General features: G+C 52.3%; 11 protein-coding genes. 3 read left to right on the forward strand and 8 right to left on the reverse strand.

Annotated features, from left to right (window positions below; genetic code table 11):
* Nucleotides 1–44: 44 nt before the first annotated feature.
* From FYJ73_RS14320 to FYJ73_RS14355, 8 genes are all read right to left on the reverse strand, one after another.
* Entirely contained in the window at nucleotides 45–878 is an 834-nt protein-coding gene (locus FYJ73_RS14320) for a hypothetical protein (RefSeq protein WP_154535424.1), read from the reverse strand.
* Nucleotides 879–1,047: 169 nt separating this feature from the next.
* On the reverse strand, nucleotides 1,048–2,736 hold the full coding sequence (locus tag FYJ73_RS14325; RefSeq protein ID WP_154535425.1) for an endo-1,4-beta-xylanase: 1,689 nt from the start codon (nucleotides 2,734–2,736) through the stop codon (nucleotides 1,048–1,050).
* Nucleotides 2,737–2,754: 18 nt separating this feature from the next.
* The gene (locus FYJ73_RS14330; RefSeq protein WP_235899394.1) at nucleotides 2,755–3,729 is read right to left on the reverse strand and encodes a BT_3987 domain-containing protein; all 975 of its coding nucleotides are present in this window, start codon (nucleotides 3,727–3,729) and stop codon (nucleotides 2,755–2,757) included.
* A 115-nt stretch (nucleotides 3,730–3,844) separates the two neighbouring features.
* A complete protein-coding gene (locus FYJ73_RS14335) occupies nucleotides 3,845–5,626 on the reverse strand; it encodes a RagB/SusD family nutrient uptake outer membrane protein (RefSeq protein ID WP_154535426.1) in 1,782 nt (593 codons plus the stop codon).
* A gap of 13 nt (nucleotides 5,627–5,639) precedes the next feature.
* Entirely contained in the window at nucleotides 5,640–8,471 is a 2,832-nt protein-coding gene (locus FYJ73_RS14340; protein WP_154535427.1) for a SusC/RagA family TonB-linked outer membrane protein, read from the reverse strand.
* Between the two features lie 70 nt (nucleotides 8,472–8,541).
* Complete coding sequence (locus FYJ73_RS14345) at nucleotides 8,542–10,476, reverse strand: RagB/SusD family nutrient uptake outer membrane protein (protein ID WP_154535428.1); 1,935 nt, start codon at nucleotides 10,474–10,476, stop codon at nucleotides 8,542–8,544.
* Nucleotides 10,477–10,490: 14 nt separating this feature from the next.
* Nucleotides 10,491–13,619, reverse strand: a complete 3,129-nt coding sequence (locus FYJ73_RS14350) for a SusC/RagA family TonB-linked outer membrane protein (RefSeq protein ID WP_154535429.1) — start codon at nucleotides 13,617–13,619, stop codon at nucleotides 10,491–10,493.
* Between the two features lie 1,053 nt (nucleotides 13,620–14,672).
* Nucleotides 14,673–15,197 (reverse strand): DUF4738 domain-containing protein, encoded by a 525-nt coding sequence (locus FYJ73_RS14355; protein WP_154535430.1) that lies wholly within the window; start codon nucleotides 15,195–15,197, stop codon nucleotides 14,673–14,675.
* Between the two features lie 166 nt (nucleotides 15,198–15,363).
* Here FYJ73_RS14355 and FYJ73_RS14360 point away from each other — a divergent pair, with 166 nt between their 5' ends.
* Genes FYJ73_RS14360 through FYJ73_RS14370 form a run of 3 tightly spaced genes read left to right on the forward strand, consistent with a single transcriptional unit; the run spans nucleotide 15,364 to nucleotide 18,064 of the window.
* Nucleotides 15,364–16,023: a DUF4230 domain-containing protein gene (locus FYJ73_RS14360; protein ID WP_154535431.1), complete on the forward strand. Its 660-nt coding sequence runs from the start codon at nucleotides 15,364–15,366 to the stop codon at nucleotides 16,021–16,023.
* 3 nt (nucleotides 16,024–16,026) lie between these two features.
* The gene (locus FYJ73_RS14365; protein WP_154535432.1) at nucleotides 16,027–16,656 is read left to right on the forward strand and encodes a DUF4230 domain-containing protein; all 630 of its coding nucleotides are present in this window, start codon (nucleotides 16,027–16,029) and stop codon (nucleotides 16,654–16,656) included.
* Between the two features lie 13 nt (nucleotides 16,657–16,669).
* Nucleotides 16,670–18,064: an alanine/glycine:cation symporter family protein gene (locus FYJ73_RS14370; protein ID WP_154535433.1), complete on the forward strand. Its 1,395-nt coding sequence runs from the start codon at nucleotides 16,670–16,672 to the stop codon at nucleotides 18,062–18,064.
* The last annotated feature ends 534 nt before the right edge of the window (nucleotides 18,065–18,598 follow it).

Consider the following 18,598-nt stretch of genomic DNA (forward strand, 5'->3'; position numbering starts at 1 on the left):
CAGCAAACAAAAGGAATTATACGACATTGTGTTGCAAAATGACGCTAAAAAATAACGCGTCTTGAGAGAACTGTATCTAACTGACCATAAAATCGGTCTTGGGTGGCGCAAAATAGGAAAACAGGAGTCCAGCTGACCGTTGTCCAGTCAGTGGTAACTTTTTTATTGTCTAAGTACTGCACATCCTTGCTGCCACCCCACTCGTTTTTGTTTTCGCTGGCATTCCAGATAGGCCAAAAAGCAAGGTCGTCATAGTTCTCAGAGGCTTTTACTTTCATTGACATGGTATAAGTAGCGCCCTTCTCCAAAGCGACAGGCAGATCATAGAAAGCCTGCTGATCCCATGCGTTCTCGCCACCTTTCCCTGTATACTCAATGTACATATTGCCGTCGAAAGTGCCTTCTTCATGCGTGATAGTAATTGACTTAATCGTTGTCGTACCCACAAAGGCACCACTCTGACACAACACAAAACCGCCATCGGCCGACGCCGTGAAGGGCACTTCATACGCTTTCTCCTCTGTAGAGAAATTGATGTCGGACTGTGCCTGATTGCCCCATTCGCCAATAGCTAAGTGCATCTTACCCTCGGCCGAACCCTTCATGACAATCTTCAACGTGTAGTCTTTTCCTTTTGTCAATCCAAGATTACTGGCTCCCTGATACTGAAAGAGGTAGTTCTCCATGGCTTTCGTGTTCTCAGCTTGCAGGCCGTCAGCGGTCACCGACAGGTGAGGCTTCACATCATCGGCAGCCCATAAGTTGTAAGCACTCTGCTTGCTCCAGTCAAAGGAGTAGTCTTCCACTTCCGTGGCATTGGTTTCAGCGGCAAAGAGCATTGCAAAAGCCATCAGACAAAAATAGTAGATCTTTTTCATGTTGGTAGTATTTAAGTGTTAAAAATAGAACGATTCTTAATCCATCTATTCTTTCCTACCCTCCTCCGGGGAGGAAGGAGCCGCCGGAATCCGGCCTTTCACTCCCCCTCTCCCCTTATTGGAGAGTCAGAAAGGGCTGTTGGAATTGACAACTCGTGTGTTTCCTTTTTTACTTGCCTTGCAGTCCGTCTGCAAAGCCTGCGTAGGTATGCTTACGGTTATAGTTCAAATCCCATAAACCCGTCGGACTGTTGGGAAGCCAACCACTGTTTGCCGGGCTGTCCGTGACGCACCATTGGCAAATGCCCCACTGCTGGGCAACCGGTATGATCTCGAAATACTTGCTGACAACAAACTTATAGAGATCAGCCATCGCATGGTGCTGCTCCTCTGTAACATCAGCCGTATTGACATTTTTGCCATCCTTGTCCACAAGACACATATCCAACTCTGAGATACGGACGAGTTTGCCGGATTGAGCCAAGAGCTTAAACATGTTGACGATCGCATTTTTCTTGCTTTCTTCTACCTGCTTGTTCATATAGCATGCGATGTGCATTTGAGAACCGATACCGTCGATCTTTGTTACGCCATCACCTTCCCACAGCTGAATCCAGTGTATCAGGCTCTTGAGCTTCTTATTGCCGTCCCAGTCACTCTCCAGATTATAGTCGTTGATGAAGAGTTTCACGTCCTTGGGACCATATTGGCGGGCCAGGCGAACAGCCGTACGCACATAGTCGAGGTCGCCGAGATAGTCCTGCCAATAGAAGTTGTTCTTAGCATCATCTTTGCTGACAGTTCCCCGTGTAGCCGACTGCAGGTCATAGTAGCCGTCGCCATCTTTGTCCTGACCGCAGAGTGCCTCATTGACGACATCCCAAGCCTTGACCTTCCCCTGACAAGCTTCCATCATGCCCTTAATCCAGCGATCCATGGCTTTGGTCAGCGTGTCCTTCTTCTCCTCAGGAGTCTGTGGCTGTACATTAAGCAACACTTTCTTTTGAATAGTGATAGACTGCAGATCGATGGTAGCTTTGGCTGTTCCAGGCTGTATGATCATATCATAATTGCCGCCTTTGACTCCGGGCATCTCAAACACAATATCGCTCCAGCCCTCATTAAGCGTGATATTACCTTGAATCTTTTGGGCATCACTGTCCCATCCATTCTGCACGACAAAGTTCGCATTCACCTGTGCAGACGACTTCACATGGATGACCGCTCTATAGGCCCCTTCTTCCAAGCTATTGCCTGTGGAACAGAAGAACTGAGACCAATTGCCTGTTCCAACGAAATGGATAGATCCGTCGATGACAGGCGGTTCGCATCCCATAGGATAGTAAGGGAATTTACCATCCTTATAGGTTGTCTTCTTTACGTCCGTCCATCCCACAACGGCCGGGCCGTCGCTGGTCTTCTTATCAGCAATACATTTATTTAAATAAGCCATAGGTTGCTGTGCGTGCCAGGCCAGCGTGTGACCATATACCGACAAGCCTGCGTCAGTAGCAGCGTTGACATAGTTCTTCACTGTTTCGAAGTCCATGTCCCCATCAGCGTTCACGCAAGAAGCCATCTTCATGGCATTTCCCGGTTCCGTCTCCGTGAAGTTGCTGTTGGTCAAAGCATAGACTAAACCCTTCTTGATATAATCAGAAGCAGAGGTACCTACTCCTAAATGTACATTAGGATTCTTGCTTTGAGCCAGATATTCCTTCAGTGGTGCATAGCTGTCGAGATATGCATAAGCCGAATCGTAGGCAGGCTCGTCAACACTGAATCCGGGAACATTGTCGTCGGCACAGGCTGAGAGCATCAGTGCTGTCGCCGCGATGAATAATATAGATTTGTTCATAGTCAGGTCTAAAAAAAATTACTTTGTAGAGAATGTCTGCATCTTATTGCCGCGCGTCTGCATCACCAGTTTCTCGTCATAGTCCTTTACGAGCGTCTTGGTTTGACCGCCGTCGGTGTACTTATAAGTAATGGTATACTTCACTTCAAAGAGGTCACGGTCCTTGTCGCCCCATTTCTTCGAAGTATCTTTCTTCGCGCCGAGCGATGTCCACTTGCCGCTACCCGTCACCGTGCAGTCCTGCGATGTGGTGGAGAAGGTCACCGCACCGTCGTTGCCAACCGTCATGACCACCGTGCCGTCGAGCGTTTTCTCCTTGCCGTCGACCTTTACTACCTCAGAATGAGGATAAGCCACCTGGCTCATCGACAGCGTAGAGAGCGTCACGACGCTGCCATCGTTGGTGACAATCCAGCTTCCGGCATACGGATTCTTATAGGTGATGGCATAGAGCGTGTAGTCTTGGCCCTTCAGGATAGAGTCCTCAGCCGACACGATACGCACCGGCAGCACATAGGTAACCTCAGCCGACTTGGGGTCAGCGAAGAAAGCATCGGTGAGATGCACGTTGACCTTACCGCGCACATCGCCTGCCGGAATGGTCACGTCGGTCGATTCCAACTCATAATAGTTCTGCGGCATTGCCATGACAGGCTTACCCGTGTTGGCAAACGCAGCACCGTTGATACCGTCAAAAGAGAGGTTGTCGACGAGGCTGTTGTCCACAGCGATCTTCACATGACGGTTTTTATTGTTTTTCCAGACGCCACCGAAAACGACCTGTAACTGGCACTCATGCTGATTGTCGAGATCATTGGGGAAGACATCATCCTCGCCGAGGGTGATGGTACGTATAGGATTCTGCTGTGCGAAATAGACTGTCTGGTAGTCATAGTCGTCAAATTCCTTGTCGCCATTCTCGCAGGAAGCGAATCCCAGCGCGAGTGTCAATGGCAAAGCGAGTGTCGCCAGCATTTTGAAAGTCTTGTTCATAATCATATTCAATAATTACAGAATGATTTGAATGATGTTGAAAGCTGATCAAGTCTCCGCCTCTTCCCTGCCCTCTCCTATATATATAATAAGGAGAGAGCAGCATGAGACAGGCTTACCAGCCCTTGTTTTGTTTCAGTTCACTGAATTTCAGCATTTCGGAATAAGGTATCGGACCATAATACATATAGTCTTTATAGTCGCGTTCCTCCACGTTGACAGGCGTATAAATCTTATTTCCTTCCTTGTCAGCAGAGATGCTCATACCCTTAGCCGCAGTGCTAATCGGTGCTTTCCAACGACGAAGATCCCAGAAGCGGAAGCCTTCGAAGGAGAGCTCAATACGGCGCTCGTTGCGTATGAGCTCACGCATCTTCTCCTTAGACTGTGCGCACTCGTCGAGATAGCTGTCGTCGGTGATGCCGGCACGGTGGCGCAGTGCCTTGATGACGTCGTAGGCCGAGTAGTTGTGCGTACCGGTACCCTTCGGTCCGAAAGCCTCGTTGGCAGCCTCAGCATAGTTGAGGAAGATCTCGGTATAGCGGATACGTGGCGTATAGTGATACTGTTTGCTATTTACTTTCGGGTCGAGATTGATATCCTGTCGGAGCAGCTTGCGCAGATAGTAACCGGTGCGTGTGGAGCTTCCCACCTCGGTATTGATACCATCCTTACCAGATCCCACTTCGGTACTGATCTTAGTGTTGTTCACGCCGACCTGTCCGCCGTCGACAACGACATAGGCTGTCAGTCGCGGGTCGCGGTTTTCATAGGGATTCTTAGCATCGTAGCCACTGCGCGGGTCAGTGATCGGATAGCCATTGGCAGCGGGGAAGGCATCGACAAAGTTCTGTGTCGGGTTGATGCGGCCCTTGCCATAGAGTGAAGGAGGATAGTTGTCGGTCTCCCAGTCATTGTTCTGCGACTTCTCTCCTCGCCACATTATCTCTTTTGGGTTAGCGCCATTGGAGAGTGCGTCAATCTCACTTCCGTTGGCATACCATGTCCATCCGTTGGGATCCATTCCGCTGATGCCGCCGATGGCGTCGAGCACCTGAGCAGCATAGTCGGCAGCCTGCTGATAGTTGGTGCCGGAAGCAGCGGCGAAAGCCGGGCTGGCAGCGAGCAGGGCAGCCTTGGAACGGAACGCCTTGACGATGGAGGCATCCATACGCCCGTTGAACTTTGCGCCGAAGACACGGTTCATACGGTCCACGTCAGCTCCCATTTTCTTGTAATATGCCGGGATGCTTGCGTCGGAAGTGATGTCGACATACTTGTCGGGCAGCAGGGCGAGCGCAGAGTCGCAGTCGGCATAGAAAGCCTTCATGCACTCCTCAAAGGTATTTCTCGGCACGTTGAAGTTGCTGGAAGCACCCTCCGGTGTGGTGATGATAGGCACACCGAGAAGTTGTCCGCTCTCGTCGTATCCGCCATGAGCCTGTAGCAAATAGTACATAAACATGGCACGCATACCGAAAGCCTCCCCCTTTTCACGGCTGGCATAGAGGCGGCGAGCCACATCGTCGTCGGCCCAGTGCACACCGTCGACACGGCTGAGGAAGAGGTTGACATACATGATTCCTGCCCGACAGTCGCGCCAGCGCTCCGTGGGGTTGTTGTTTGATGTCCACGTGCCCCCGGCGAGTTTGCGCCAGCTGTTGGTAGCATCGTTGCTCACAGCATCGTCAGTGCCCACCTCACTGAAAGGAAAGCCGGCACAGGGAATACGCGTATAGGCATTGCCGAGCACACCCTCGGCGTAGGACGCATTTTTGTCCATGTAGTCAAGGCCGAGGTTGTTTTCCTTGGCGGGCTCGAAGAGGTCGTCACAGGAAGTGAGCGTCAGGCCGAGTGCCGCCACGAGAAAGAGATATTTATATTTTCTTGTTTTCATGATGACAGAAGAATTAGAAGTTTACCTTAGCACCAAGATTGTAGAACCGTGTCTGTGGGAACGATCCCACGCTGGTCTCCATATATTTCCGCTCTCCTGAGATGGTGAGCAGATTGCTGCCGCTGAGATATACGCTCAGTCCCTTGACCCACTTGCCTTGGAAGAGGTTCTCAGGCAGATCGTAGGTCAGTTGCACCTTGTTGAGGCGCACGGCATCGGTCTTATAGGTCCAGAAATCAGAGGTTACGAAGTTGAGCTCACCGCCCTCGGTAGTCAGGCGGGGATAAGTGGCTGTTGTGGCAGTCTCCGGTGTCCAGCGTCCGAGTACCACATCAGAGTACTTGCGGCTGCCGTAGCACCACATGTAGCTGTTGTCCTTCACGCCCATGCCACCGAAGTCGCCGGTCCAGTTCATGAAGAAGGTAAAGCCCTTGTACTTCGTTGTGAAGTGGAGTCCGAGATAGAAGTTCGGCGTCCAGTGTCCGAGCACCACCTGGTCACGGCTGTCGATCAGTCCGTCACCGTTCATGTCCTGGTACTTGAGATCACCGGGCTTGGTGTTGCTGTTGATGACAGCGACGCCGTCTTTGTATCCTGTAATAGCCCCGTCAGTGCCGCGCACAACGTCGTCTTCATTGATGAATCCTAAGCAATGGTATCCGCGAAGTGCGTCAATGCGTGCGCCCTGGCTCTTCTGCCAGTCATACTCCACATTCTCGCTGACCTTGGTGTTCTTCGATGAGAAAGTCATGCCGGTGATGCCCCCGCTGAGATCCACGTCGCCCAGTTGTTTGTGTACATCGATGGTGAAGTCGAAGCCACTTCGGCGCTGAGCGTTGTAGTTGATATAGGGCAGGAACGTAGACACGGGCCAGTAAGTATGGAAATAGCTCGGGTAGAGCGTCTCCGGCGTGATGAGCAGTCCGTCGAACTTCACGTTATAGTAGTTGGCATTGAGTCGAACGAGTCCCTTTCCGAAAGAAGCGTCGAGTCCGAAACGCAGCTCTTTGCGCTTGACAAAGCCCAGGTCTTTGTTACCACCACGCTGAGAGTCGGACGTCTGCATGGAATTGGCACTCTCACTCCAGCCCCACCAAGTACCGGTGGCGGTGAAGATGTCGTCGTACATATAGTATTTCTCAATGTCGAGATCCTCGTTGATCACACCATAGGAGGCGTTGATCTTCAAATCGTCGAGCCACGACTCTGTCGGCTTCATCCATTTCTCACGGCTCACTCGCCATGCGATGGTAGCCACAGGCGAGAGTGCTTCCCGATGTCCCTCAGCGAGTTTTGCCGAGTGGATAGCAGCCATAGCCAGGTTGGCGTAGTAGCGTCGGTCGTAGTTGTAGTCGACGTTCAAGCCGAGGTTGGCGTTGCTCGTACGGTGATACTCTCCCGTGGTGGTCACCTGATAGCCGTGAGCCAGCAAGGTAGCGTCGACAGCATGGAGGCCAAACTGACGGCTGTAGTCGAACTGTCCCGAGAAGAATACCGTCTGAATGGTCTTGGATCCGCTCACGATCTTTGTACCGGAACGTTTGTCGGTGCCATACTTGTTGAGTCCAATGATCTCGTCTTTGCCGTTCATGTTTGTCCAGATGGGCTCATAGGTCGAGAAGTCGTTCTGGATGCTGCTGCTGTACGAGGTAGCGTAGTCGATGGCAGCGTGCGTCTTGAAGCTCAGTCCATGGAGCACTTTATCGAGATTGAAGTTGATGCCGGCATCGAATTGCAGCTGACGGCTGGTATAAGTGCTGTATCCGGCAGCATACATAGCAGAGAAGGGATTGGTCTGTTGGCTCTGTGTACCGCCGAGCATATACTTTCCATCGATGACATAGTTGCTGTTGGCAATCATTTTCTGCATGTCCATCACGTCGGGGTTCATCTGGTCGATTGGGATGAGCGGCGTGAGGGGATACTGGCTTGTGGGGCGCATCGAAGCACTCTGGTTCCAGTAGTTGCTGCGATCTCCGCGCTGATCATAGAAGGTAGCGTTAGCGTCTACCCAACCCGTGATCCAGTCATTGAGTCTCAGGTCGATGTTACCGCGCACGTTGAGCCGGTTGGTGTGGTTGTGCTTACCCTCTCCAAACTTGATGAGATCGCCGACATGATACAGTCCAATGTTGGCATAGAAGTGCGCGAACTTGCCGCCACCCTCAAATTCAGCATTTCCGTCGTAGCGTGTGTATGCTTTCTTGAGATAGTCCTTTGAGAAGAAGTCGATGCTGGGATAGCGATAGGGATTGCGTCCCGAAGCATAGTTGTAGATGTCTTCGTCGGTGTAGACAGGACTCTTTCCGTCGTTGGCCAGAGCCTCGTTGTAGAGACTCATGTACTGTGCGGCACCGAGATAGGTAGGATACTCTTTCGGTGTGAAGAGTCCGGCATTGCCACGCACGCTGATGCGGAGTCCGTCGGTATGTCCACGCTTGGTAGTAATCAGCACGGCACCCTTAGCCGCACGGCTTCCATAGAGAGCCACGGCACTGGCCGACTTGAGAAAGGTGATCTGCTCAATCTCGGTGGGCAGCACGTTGTTGGCATCGCGGGGCACACCATCGACGAGCACGAGGGCGTCGCCCATGTTCCACAGCTGTCCCGTATAGCCACCGGCATAGGCCTGGAGGGCGTCGAGACTATAGGTATTATAGTTTTTGCGAGTCAGGTCCACCATGTCAATGGCCGAGACACCGCCCATGAGTTCCGATTTCGCCTTGGAGCCGAAAGCCACATTGACTTGTGTAGAGTCGGCGACGGTCTGTCCGAGAGCCGTAGCAGACATGGCAAGCATGGCGAGCGTCAGAACATTTGTCTTATATGTTTTTGGATTATTCATTGAACGCTAAGGTTTGAAGTTTTACCTTTTTACTTTTTTACCCTTTTACTTTTTCAGTTCTCATAGAGGATCACCAGCCTGGGTTCTGCTTAAACTCGGGATAGATGCTCACGTCGCTCTTCTTCAGCGGCAGCCAGTAGTGCTTTTCCGAGAAGTTGCGGGTGAGGATGACTTTCTGTGTGAATCCAGACACCTCGTTGTTTTCCGGATGCTCGAGATCACATTTCACGCGCTTGAACTCCTGTGAGGTCTTGATGGTGTAAGGATACTTGTCGAGGAGCAGCCAGCGGCGCAGGTCGTTGAAGCGGTGGCCCTCATAAGCCAGCTCTACGGCACGTTCACGTCGCAACTCGCTCATGAAGCCGTCGAGCGTAGAGGCGTACTTGGCAGCAACAGGGTCAACACCGGCACGAGCGCGTACCTTGTTGACGGCCTCCAAAGCTGTCAGCGGGCACTGTCCCACCTTAGCATTAGCCGAGCCCATGGCCTCTGCGGCAGCCTCGGCATACATCAGATAGACATCGCTCAGGCGCATCCAGGGCAGATGGATGAGGAAGTGGTGACTCCATCCATAGCCGTCGTCGAGTTTGTTGCAGCTGTTGTCAATGAACTTATAGAGCAGATAGCCCGTGCGGCTGCCTTTATCCACACTGCGGTACATGCCGCCTGTCTCGAGGTCGGCATAGCGGATGGACTTTGCGGGATCGGCACTGATCTCTGCTTCTGTGTGCACTTCGTGCTTGGCAATGTCGTTGCTCTTGAAGATCTTCTCGCCGTCGAAGCGGATATCATTGTAGAAGCGTGGGTCGCGTCCCTTCCAAGGATGAGTGGGATCGAAGCCGCTCTGCGGATCATCGAGGGGCAGTCCGTTGGCCATGCCATAGTAATTGACATAGTTGGCAGTGGGCAGTGACCACACACCACCTTCGGAAAGGTCACTGTTCACGGCACAGAACTGCTTCGAGAGTCCCCAGTTGGTCACGTTCCAGTCGCCGTTGAAGAGCGGTCCGCGGAAGATAGCCTCCGTGACGGAACCGTCGGCACTCTGTCCGGGCACCTTGCCGTTGTCGTCGATAGAATAGAAGTTGCGGCCATAGTCCTTCATCGGCAGCAGGCCAAACTGTGTCTGTCCGCTCTCCACCATGGCGAGCGCCTCGCCGAAGGCCTCTGCGGCACGCTTGCAGAAATCCTGGTTGTAAGAGGCATTGCCCGTGCTCACCTTGTTCATCAGCGGTGAGCCTGCCCAGAGCAGATCCTTGCCGAGATAGGCCAGAGCGGCAATCTTGGTCACGCGCAGCTGGTTCTTGCCGAGCGTGTTCTTGCCCACTGTGGTGTTGTCCCAGTTGACGGGCAACAGGTCGGCAGCCTTGCGCAGATCCTCAGCAGCCTTCTCGGCGCACTCCTGATAGCTCAGTCTCGGCTCGCGGAGCTCCTGGTCGGCGGGTAACACCTTATCGATATAAGGCAGTCCACCAAAGTACTGCATGAGCTGGAAGTGGAACCAGCCACGGAAGAAATAGAGTTGTCCCATGATGAGATTTTTCTCTTCCTGTGTGCCCACAAAGTTGTCGATGTTGGCAAGACCGAGGTTAGCCTTGCGGATACCGTACCAGCATCCCGGCACGAGAGAGTGGGAGAAGCGGTCGCCGCCCGTGTTGAAGCCGTTGCGGTCCATCCATCCACTCTGCCAGCCGTCGTGATTGCTCTGCCAGCCCCAAAAGTCGCCTTGGTCGATCTTGTAGACCATGTGGTAGTTGATGCCGACGTTTTGCAGTTCATCCTCTCCCCAGTTCCATGAGTTGGTCCAATATCCTTTGTCAAACTCAGGGATGCAGTTGTAGAGTTCCTCGGTGAATCCTTGGAAATTCTGGAAGTCTTTAAAGGCATCCTTATCCGAGATGTCGCTGTCGGGTGCCTTATCGAGGTAGTCGGTGCAGCTGGTCTGCGCGAGTGTCAAAGACAGCGAAGCACACAACACCCCTATATATAGTCTTATCTTTTTCATTGTTGGAGACAGTATTACAGATTGATTTTAATACCCATGTTGACACGCTTGACAGTAGGATAAGCGCCTTGCGAGGCCAGTCCCGTACCGGCGTAGTTGCTCTCACGGTCATCCGGCATTCGGCTCCACACCCAGAGGTTGTTGCCATTGACATAGACCATCAGACTGCTGAGTCCGAGATGCTTCACCCACGGCTGGGTGAAGGTGTAGCTCACCTCAGCGTTCTTCAGACGGATGAAGCTGCCGTCGTAGTGGAAGCGAGTGCCTTCATAGTACGAGGGTTGGGAGTTCAGACGTGGAATCGGCGCGCTGGCATCCTGAGTGTACTTGGTCCAGAAGGTACCCTCGTCAAAGACGGTGTCAAGGTTCTTGCCCAGTGAGTTGAAGCCGACATAGCGGTCGACATTCGTCACACCATAGAACTGCACATAGACCGAGAATCCTTTCCAGTCCCAACCGATGGTGGCATTGTAGGTGTTCTCCGGTGTACCGGTGTAGCCATAGGGTGCGCTATCGTTGCTGTCGATGACACCATCGCCGTTGTAGTCAATGACATCATACATACCCGGCATTTTCTGGTCGTCGTTGGTGTCGTAGCGGGTGACGCCGATGACGTCGTCCCATGAGTTGGCGAAGCCTGTGGTCAGATAGGCGTGATCCTGACCGATGGCATAGCCCTCCTGCTTCTGATAGCCTGGGAGCAGTGTCGGGTCATCGTACTTCAGAATCTTGTTGGTAGCGTGCGTCATGGAGAAGTTACCCCAGAAGTGGTGACCGTTGAAGGTCTTGTTCAGACGCAACTCCAACTCATAACCTTTGGTACGCACCTTACCGAAGTTGGCCGTCGGTGCTGTGGCACCGAAGTAGGAAGGAATGGCGCGGTTGCCACCGGCAATCAGCACGTCGTGGCGGTTGTCGACAAAGAAATCGATATTACCGGTGATGAGTCCGCCGAAGAAACCATAGTCGATACCGAAGTTCTGCTTGGTGGATTTCTCCCAGTGGATGTTCGAGTTACCAATCTTCGACTCCCTGTACCATGTATAAGGACTATTGTCGCCGTTCAGTCCCAAGACCGCGCTGCCGCCATAAGCCCACTGTGTGGCATAGAGCCAGCGGCCGATGTTGGCACCGTCGTCACCGACCTGACCGATGCTGTAACGGAACTTGAGCAGGTCGACATACTTCTTGAGCGGTTTGAAGAACTTCTCCTCGCTGATCGTGTAGCCCACGGCACCGGAGTGGAACCAGTCGAAACGATAGTCGGGACCGAACTGTTCGGAACCGTTGTAAGCACCGTTGTACTCAGCGAAGTAGCGGCCGTCGTAGTTATAAGTGGCACGGAAGGCCCAGTCCTCACGATAGTGCGAGAAGTCGCTGCCGTAGGCATTCTCCGTACGGTTGAATACGCCCATGGCGGTCACGTCGTGCTTGCCGAACTTGCGGGCATAGTTGAGCTGTGCCTGATAGAAGAGGTTGCGCACGGTGGCACCGTTGTTGACCGAACCGCCGGCCGTAGTCCAAAGGATACCTTCCTGGAAATCGAAGTTGGTGTTTCCCTGCTGTGGCTGCAAGTACACGGTCTTTCCCGTTGCGGGATCAATCCATTTCTCCTGTGCATTGTGATAGAGATCGTTGATGCCGCGTCCGTCCTCCTGGAAGACGTTATCCCAGCTGACGAGTGCGCTGGCCGAGAGTCCCTTGGTGATGAAGTCGAGATTCTGTGTCAGCGTGAAGTCGGTGTTGATACGTGTGGTGGTGTGTTTCTCTGTACCGGAAAGGGCAAGGTTGAGGATAGAGTTGGGTGCCCCCTGCGTGTCGGCGGGATAGTAGCCCCATGTGCCGTCGCTGTAGCGTGGAATAAAAGCGTCGCGCGGTGCGCTGTAAGCGGCCTGCCAAAGCTGACTCTCACCAAACGAACCGGTAGCGGTGCCCCAAGGTCCCTTGCGCTCACCGTGGCTGCCGAAGAGGTTCACCTTTAAGGTAGTGGTGCGTGTAAGTGCGAAGTCGAGGTTCGTACGGGCGTTGATACGGTCATAGCCGTAACCTGCCTTGTAGCCGCGGTTGTTGTCCCACTGGCGGAAGAGGTCGCCCTCATGCAGGTAGTCGATGGCAGCGAAGTACTTGACAAAGCTTGTACCTCCACTGACGTTGACGTGTGGGTTATAGGCCATGGCGTGGTTCTTGAACACCTCTTTCTGCCAGTCGACATCGGGATAGCGCTCAGCCTCCTCAAGATTGGCAGGATGACGGTATTTCTCAATGATGTCGATGGGCAGCACCTTGCCCCAAGAGTCAGGCTTCAAGCCGAGCTCCTGCTCAGCGGCCTGGTTGCGGATCATCAGCGCGTCGGCACTGTGGAGCGAGCCGGGCAGCTGACTGACGAACTTCAGCGTGGCGTTCATGCCTACTTCTATCTTTGCCTGGCCTTCCTGGCCACGCTTGGTGGTGATAAGGATCACGCCGTTGGCACCACGCACACCGTAGACTGCGGTGGCGGAAGCATCCTTGAGCACGGAAATGCTCTGCACGGAGGAGATGTCGATGCTGTTCATCGGACGCTCAATACCGTCGACAAGGATCAGCGGGTCGCTGTTGTTCCACGAGCTCACGCCACGGATGACGATCTTCGGATCTTCCTCGCCCGGCATACCCGTGGAGCTCATCGTCACCACACCCGGCAGGTTACCGGTCAGTGCGGCACCGATGCTGCTCACGCCACCGGCGCGCTCAAGCACCTTACCCGTGGTCTGAGTGATGGAGCCGACCACAGAGGCCTTCTTCTGCTGGCCGTAACCGACAACGACGACCTCACCGAGATTCTGGTCGTCATCGCGAAGAGTGACACGCATCGTATGCTTACTGCCCACCTTCACGTCTTGCGGCAACATGCCCACATAAGAGATCTTCAACGTGGAACCGACACCTTTGACATTGATGACAAAGTTGCCGTCCAAGTCGGTGACGGTACCATTGGAAGAACCGCCTTCCATGATGGTGGCGCCGATAATCGGCTCACCTTTCTCGTCTACCACACTACCCTTGACCGTATACTTCTGCTGGGCCTGGAGACCCAAAGCAAAGAATGAAGCCAACGTCAGCGTGGTGGCTAATCGTTGTGTTCTTAACAATAGTCTGTTCATGTTCTCTTCATTATTTAAGCTTTTTATTATTAGGATCACATTAGGATTGGTTTACCTTATTTTTAAGTTAACCTTAATGAATTTTGGCTTAACACGGCGCAAAGGTAACATATAAAAATCTCACAGAGTTTGTAACATGTAACAAACTCTTTGCAAATTATACCATAAAACAAAAAAATCACAAAAGAAAAAGAACGTGTTACTTATTCTTTACCTTACCTGAATGATATCTTCCCACATTGCATCGTGTTATTGCGAAGCCTTCAATCGGCAATAAACATCTAATGATGTCATCTACCAAACATGGTATTTTGTCACTATAACAGGCTTTGCACCTGCCCGCAAAACGAAGCTGCCCGTCCGACTGCGGTAAGAATAGCCACTGCACATATCGCAGGAAAGTGGTATAAGGAGAAATTTTTTCTGACAATAAAGCGTTCGTACGAAGGTGCAATCTAGAGAATGGAAAGACGGGAAAAGCGGCTGTTCATAGTCATCTAACTGAGATGACAAGGTCAAACAACTGAGATGACAAGGTCAAACAACCGAGATGACAAGGTCAAACAACTGAGATGACAAGGTCAAACAACTTGTTTGATCCCCCCAAAAGGGCGTTTTTTGCAATATTTTCAAGGAAAAGAGGTCGCAGAAAGAGGTGGGAGGACATCTCTAAAACCGTAACATACTATACAGCAACGTATTACAAATATTGCTCATTTTTGGCCTTCTTTTGGGACAAGGACACCTTGGCGCAGAAAATCGCAAGGAAAAAGGCCGAAAAATGTCAGTTAATTAAACATTTAAGGGTTTTGCCGTGGGGGTGAGGTTTATCCCCACCCTAGCCCCGCAAGACATATATTTAATTTCAATAAGGAGAATTTCAAATTACCTTCAAGGGGGTTAGGGTGGGGATAAACCCCACCCCTACGTTGCCAACCCAAGGTTACGTTATCCCCACCCCGACATTGCCACCCGCAGGTTAGGCCACGATGAGCCACCGCAATATCAAAACCGAAGATACCCATGGGGGACAGCAAGGCCATATTCCACCTTTTACTCCAGCTCTTCGTCCTGCGTGATCGTCACCGTCCCGAGTTTGCTGATCTTCAATACCAACGGCACATACTCATCACTCGACTTGTCGGGATTGCCCACACTGGCGGCGAAGACAAGATCGGCACCCTCCGAACGCACAAAGACTATACCCAAGAGCGCACCCGTGCGATAATACTGTTCATCGACCTTGGCTTTGAAGTCAGCTTTTGTAAACTTACGACTGAAAAACTCAGAGCCATTCTGCCGCAGGATGCGTACGCTGATCGCATTGTCGTAGTAGTCGTGGCTGCCGTCAGAAGCCTTGGACAGAGTCTTGTCGGCATGGCGCTTGACCTCGACAGTATAGATTCCGCCGACCCAGCCTACCTTGCGCGACACGGTATTGTCGCCCATCACACGAGGTCCCTTCGGCGCTACGACCTTTTGAACCTTGCGCACGGTCTGCACCTTTTTCTCCTCCTTGCAGCTAAGACACAACATCACTGTCAGGAGCATCAAAGCCAATGAAGCGTATATTTTCATCGTTTTTTGTGTATTTTTCGGTGCAAAGGTAGAAAAAAACTATGAAAGAGCGACAGATTGCACATAGGAATGCAAAGAAAAAGACGCTTTTTCTTTGATATTCCACGCGTTTACACTAACTTTGCAATTACAAACATGTAACAAACCATCAACAAACAGAGAACTGATGATACGAAAAGTCATTGCACTGTTTCTTTTTGTCCTTGTACTGACGGGGTGCCGGCATCAAAATGTCAGCAAGCCACAAGAGACCGCCACGGACACAACGGCCATGATGGTCTATCAGATACAGCATTGTGCAAAACTATATACACAAGCGTATAAGCTCCGCAAAATCGTCGTCTACGACGATACCGCAGCACTCACCGGACACGTGTTGGGACAGGATTTCAAGGTGAACCTGCCACTGGGCAAACGCCGCATTGCCATACCTATGACGGCCACGGCGCAGGCCTCCATCGACTTTTCCCACTTCTCAGCCACACAGGTGCGGCGCAACGGCAAAAAGCTTGAGATCATCCTGCCTGACCCGCAGGTGACGCTCACTGCTACGACCATCGACCACGAGCAAGTCAAGGAGAAGGTGTCGTGGCTGCGCACACGCTTCTCCGACGAAGAGCGATCACGCATTGAGCAGCAAGGGCGTACGGCCATCGTCAAGTCGCTGGAACAGATGAATCTCACCGAGAGCGCTCGCCAGAGTGCCGTGCAGCAGCTCATGCCGATGCTGCGGCAGATGGGATGGAGCGACGACGACGTGGTGATCACCTTCCGGGATGATCTTGGCAACAGTCCCTTTGAAACGCTTATCCGTAAAAACAACTAAGCCATGACAACAAAGCGCTCTCTTCTCTCTCGCCTGCTGGGCCGCGCCAGCACCGACCTGCGTCTGGTGCTCATCTCGGCTACAGTCACCCTCGTGCTCGTTGTCGCTGCCGTGTTCCTCATCAAGCGGGCGCTGACAGACCAGCACATCGAGGTCTCCCACAACCAGGAGATCAGCATCACTCCCGTCGTCATGGAAAGCATCCGCAACACGGGACAATGGGTCTTTATGGAGATTGCCGACGAAGAGCTCGTCGACACCGTACGGCACGGCTTCTTCGGCGACGACGAGCTGGCACGCGTCTACTACGGCACGCTGCGCCTGGGCTTCGACATGCAACAATATAAAGAGGAGTGGCTCTGCGTGAAAGGCGACACGCTCATCGCCACACTGCCACCCATCGGACTGGTAGATGATAACTTTCTCGACGAGGCCCGCACGCGCTCTTTCTACGAGAGTGGAAAATGGAGCGAGGAAGACCGCGCCGCCCTGGCCAAGAAGGCAAAGGACAAAATGCGGCAGCGCTGTCTGAGCAAAAGCAATCTCGCATCGGCACGGAAAAGCGCACGGACACAGCTCTGGACAATGTTCCGAGCTCTGGGATTTAAAAACATTAGGATAGAAAACAAGTAACATTGAGGATAGCATGAGTCAAGTCAACGAATTCTTCACGACTCTCAGCGGACTGCTGTGGGGCTGGCCAATGATCATCTTATTGTTGGGCACACATATCTTCCTTACCATTCGGCTGCACATTCCACAACGCTTTCTGTGGACTGCCATTAAGTTGTCGGTACGACGCGACCCCGGCGCCACGGGCGACGTGTCGCAGTTTGGCGCGCTGGCCACGGCATTGGCAGCAACCATCGGCACGGGTAACATCGTCGGCGTGGCGACAGCTATCTCGCTCGGCGGTCCCGGTGCGGTACTGTGGTGCTGGCTGACCGGTGTCTTCGGCATCGCCACAAAATATTCCGAGGGCCTGCTCGCCATCAAATACCGCGTGAAGACCCCCGACGGCCGCATGTTGGGCGGTCCGATGTATGCGCTGGAGAAAGGCTTGGGATGGAAATGGCTGGCTGTGCTCTTCGCTGTCTTTGCTGCCTGCGCCTCGTTTGGCATCGGCAACACCGTGCAGGCCAACGCCATCGCCACGATCGCGCACGAGAGCTACGGCATCAGTCCGGCGATCGTCGGCACCGTCATCACGCTGCTCACGGCGGCAGTGATCATCGGCGGCGTGAAAAGCATCTCTAAGGTGTGCAGCATGTTGGTGCCGTTCATGGCAGTATTCTATGTCTTAGGCTGTATCTATATCCTCTTTGTCAACCACGCCAGTCTCTGGCCCGCACTGGAACTGATCGCCCGCTCGGCTTTCACGCCGCAGGCAGCAGGCGGCGGTTTTGTCGGCGGCACGGTGATCATGGCAGCACGCTACGGCATCGCCCGCGGACTGTTCTCCAATGAGTCGGGACTGGGATCGGCACCTATCGTGGCTGCTGCCGCTCAGACGCGCAACCCGGTAAGGCAGGCTTTAGTATCGAGCACGGCGACGTTCTGGGACACGGTCATCATCTGTGCACTGACCGGACTGGTCATCGTCAGCAGCATCATCGCCTATCCCGACATCACCTTTCACGACGGTGCACAACTGACAAAGGTGGCCTTCAGCAAGATTCCCTACATCGGCAAGCCATTGCTGACCTTTGGACTGCTGACCTTCGCATTTAGTACGATACTCGGATGGAGCTATTATGGCGAGCGCTGCGTGGAGTACTTGGGGGGCAGACGATGGATGCTGGGCTATAGACTGCTATATATTGTCTGTGTATTTATCGGCAGTGTGATCTCGCTCGAACTGGTTTGGAACGTAGCTGACTGCATGAATGCGCTCATGGCAATCCCTAACCTGCTCTCCCTGCTCTTCCTCAGCGGCGTCATCGTGCACGAGACACGTAAGTATCTGTGGCGGGGACGACTGGACCGCGAAATGGAGGAGCCAACAGATGAGACACAAAGCAAGGCGACAGAAAAACAGTAGCTTAGACAGAAAGACTGTTTTCTTTAGACAGAAAGACATAAAAGACAGAGTATTCTAATGACAGATACGAAAGAAGATTGGGCGGTTTTAGACAGAAAGACATAAAAAACATATTTTTCTAAAGACATAGTAACAGAGGGAAATAGTTCGACTTTGTAGGCAAAAAGACATAAAGACATGTTTTGTAACCAATGTCATTCATAGATATGTTCTCACCTGAATGTCCATGAATTAACCACGAATTTCTCATCAATTAAATCATTCGCTGACTAAAACGGGCGTTGGTTTTAGACATAATAACATAAAGAACATATGATCAAAACCGGAATATGTTCTTCACCTTTTACCTTTAGTACATATAAAAAAGATGACAGTGTAGGGGCGAGCCGTCCCTACACTGTCATCTACACCTGTTTTCCTATTTTGCGCCACCCAAGACCGATTTTATGGTCAGTTAGATACAGTTCTCTCAAGACGCGTTATTTTTTAGCGTCATTTTGCAACACAATGTCGTATAATTCCTTTTGTTTGCTG

Source organism: Hallella mizrahii (assembly GCF_009695775.1).
Lineage (GTDB): Bacteria > Bacteroidota > Bacteroidia > Bacteroidales > Bacteroidaceae > Prevotella > Prevotella mizrahii.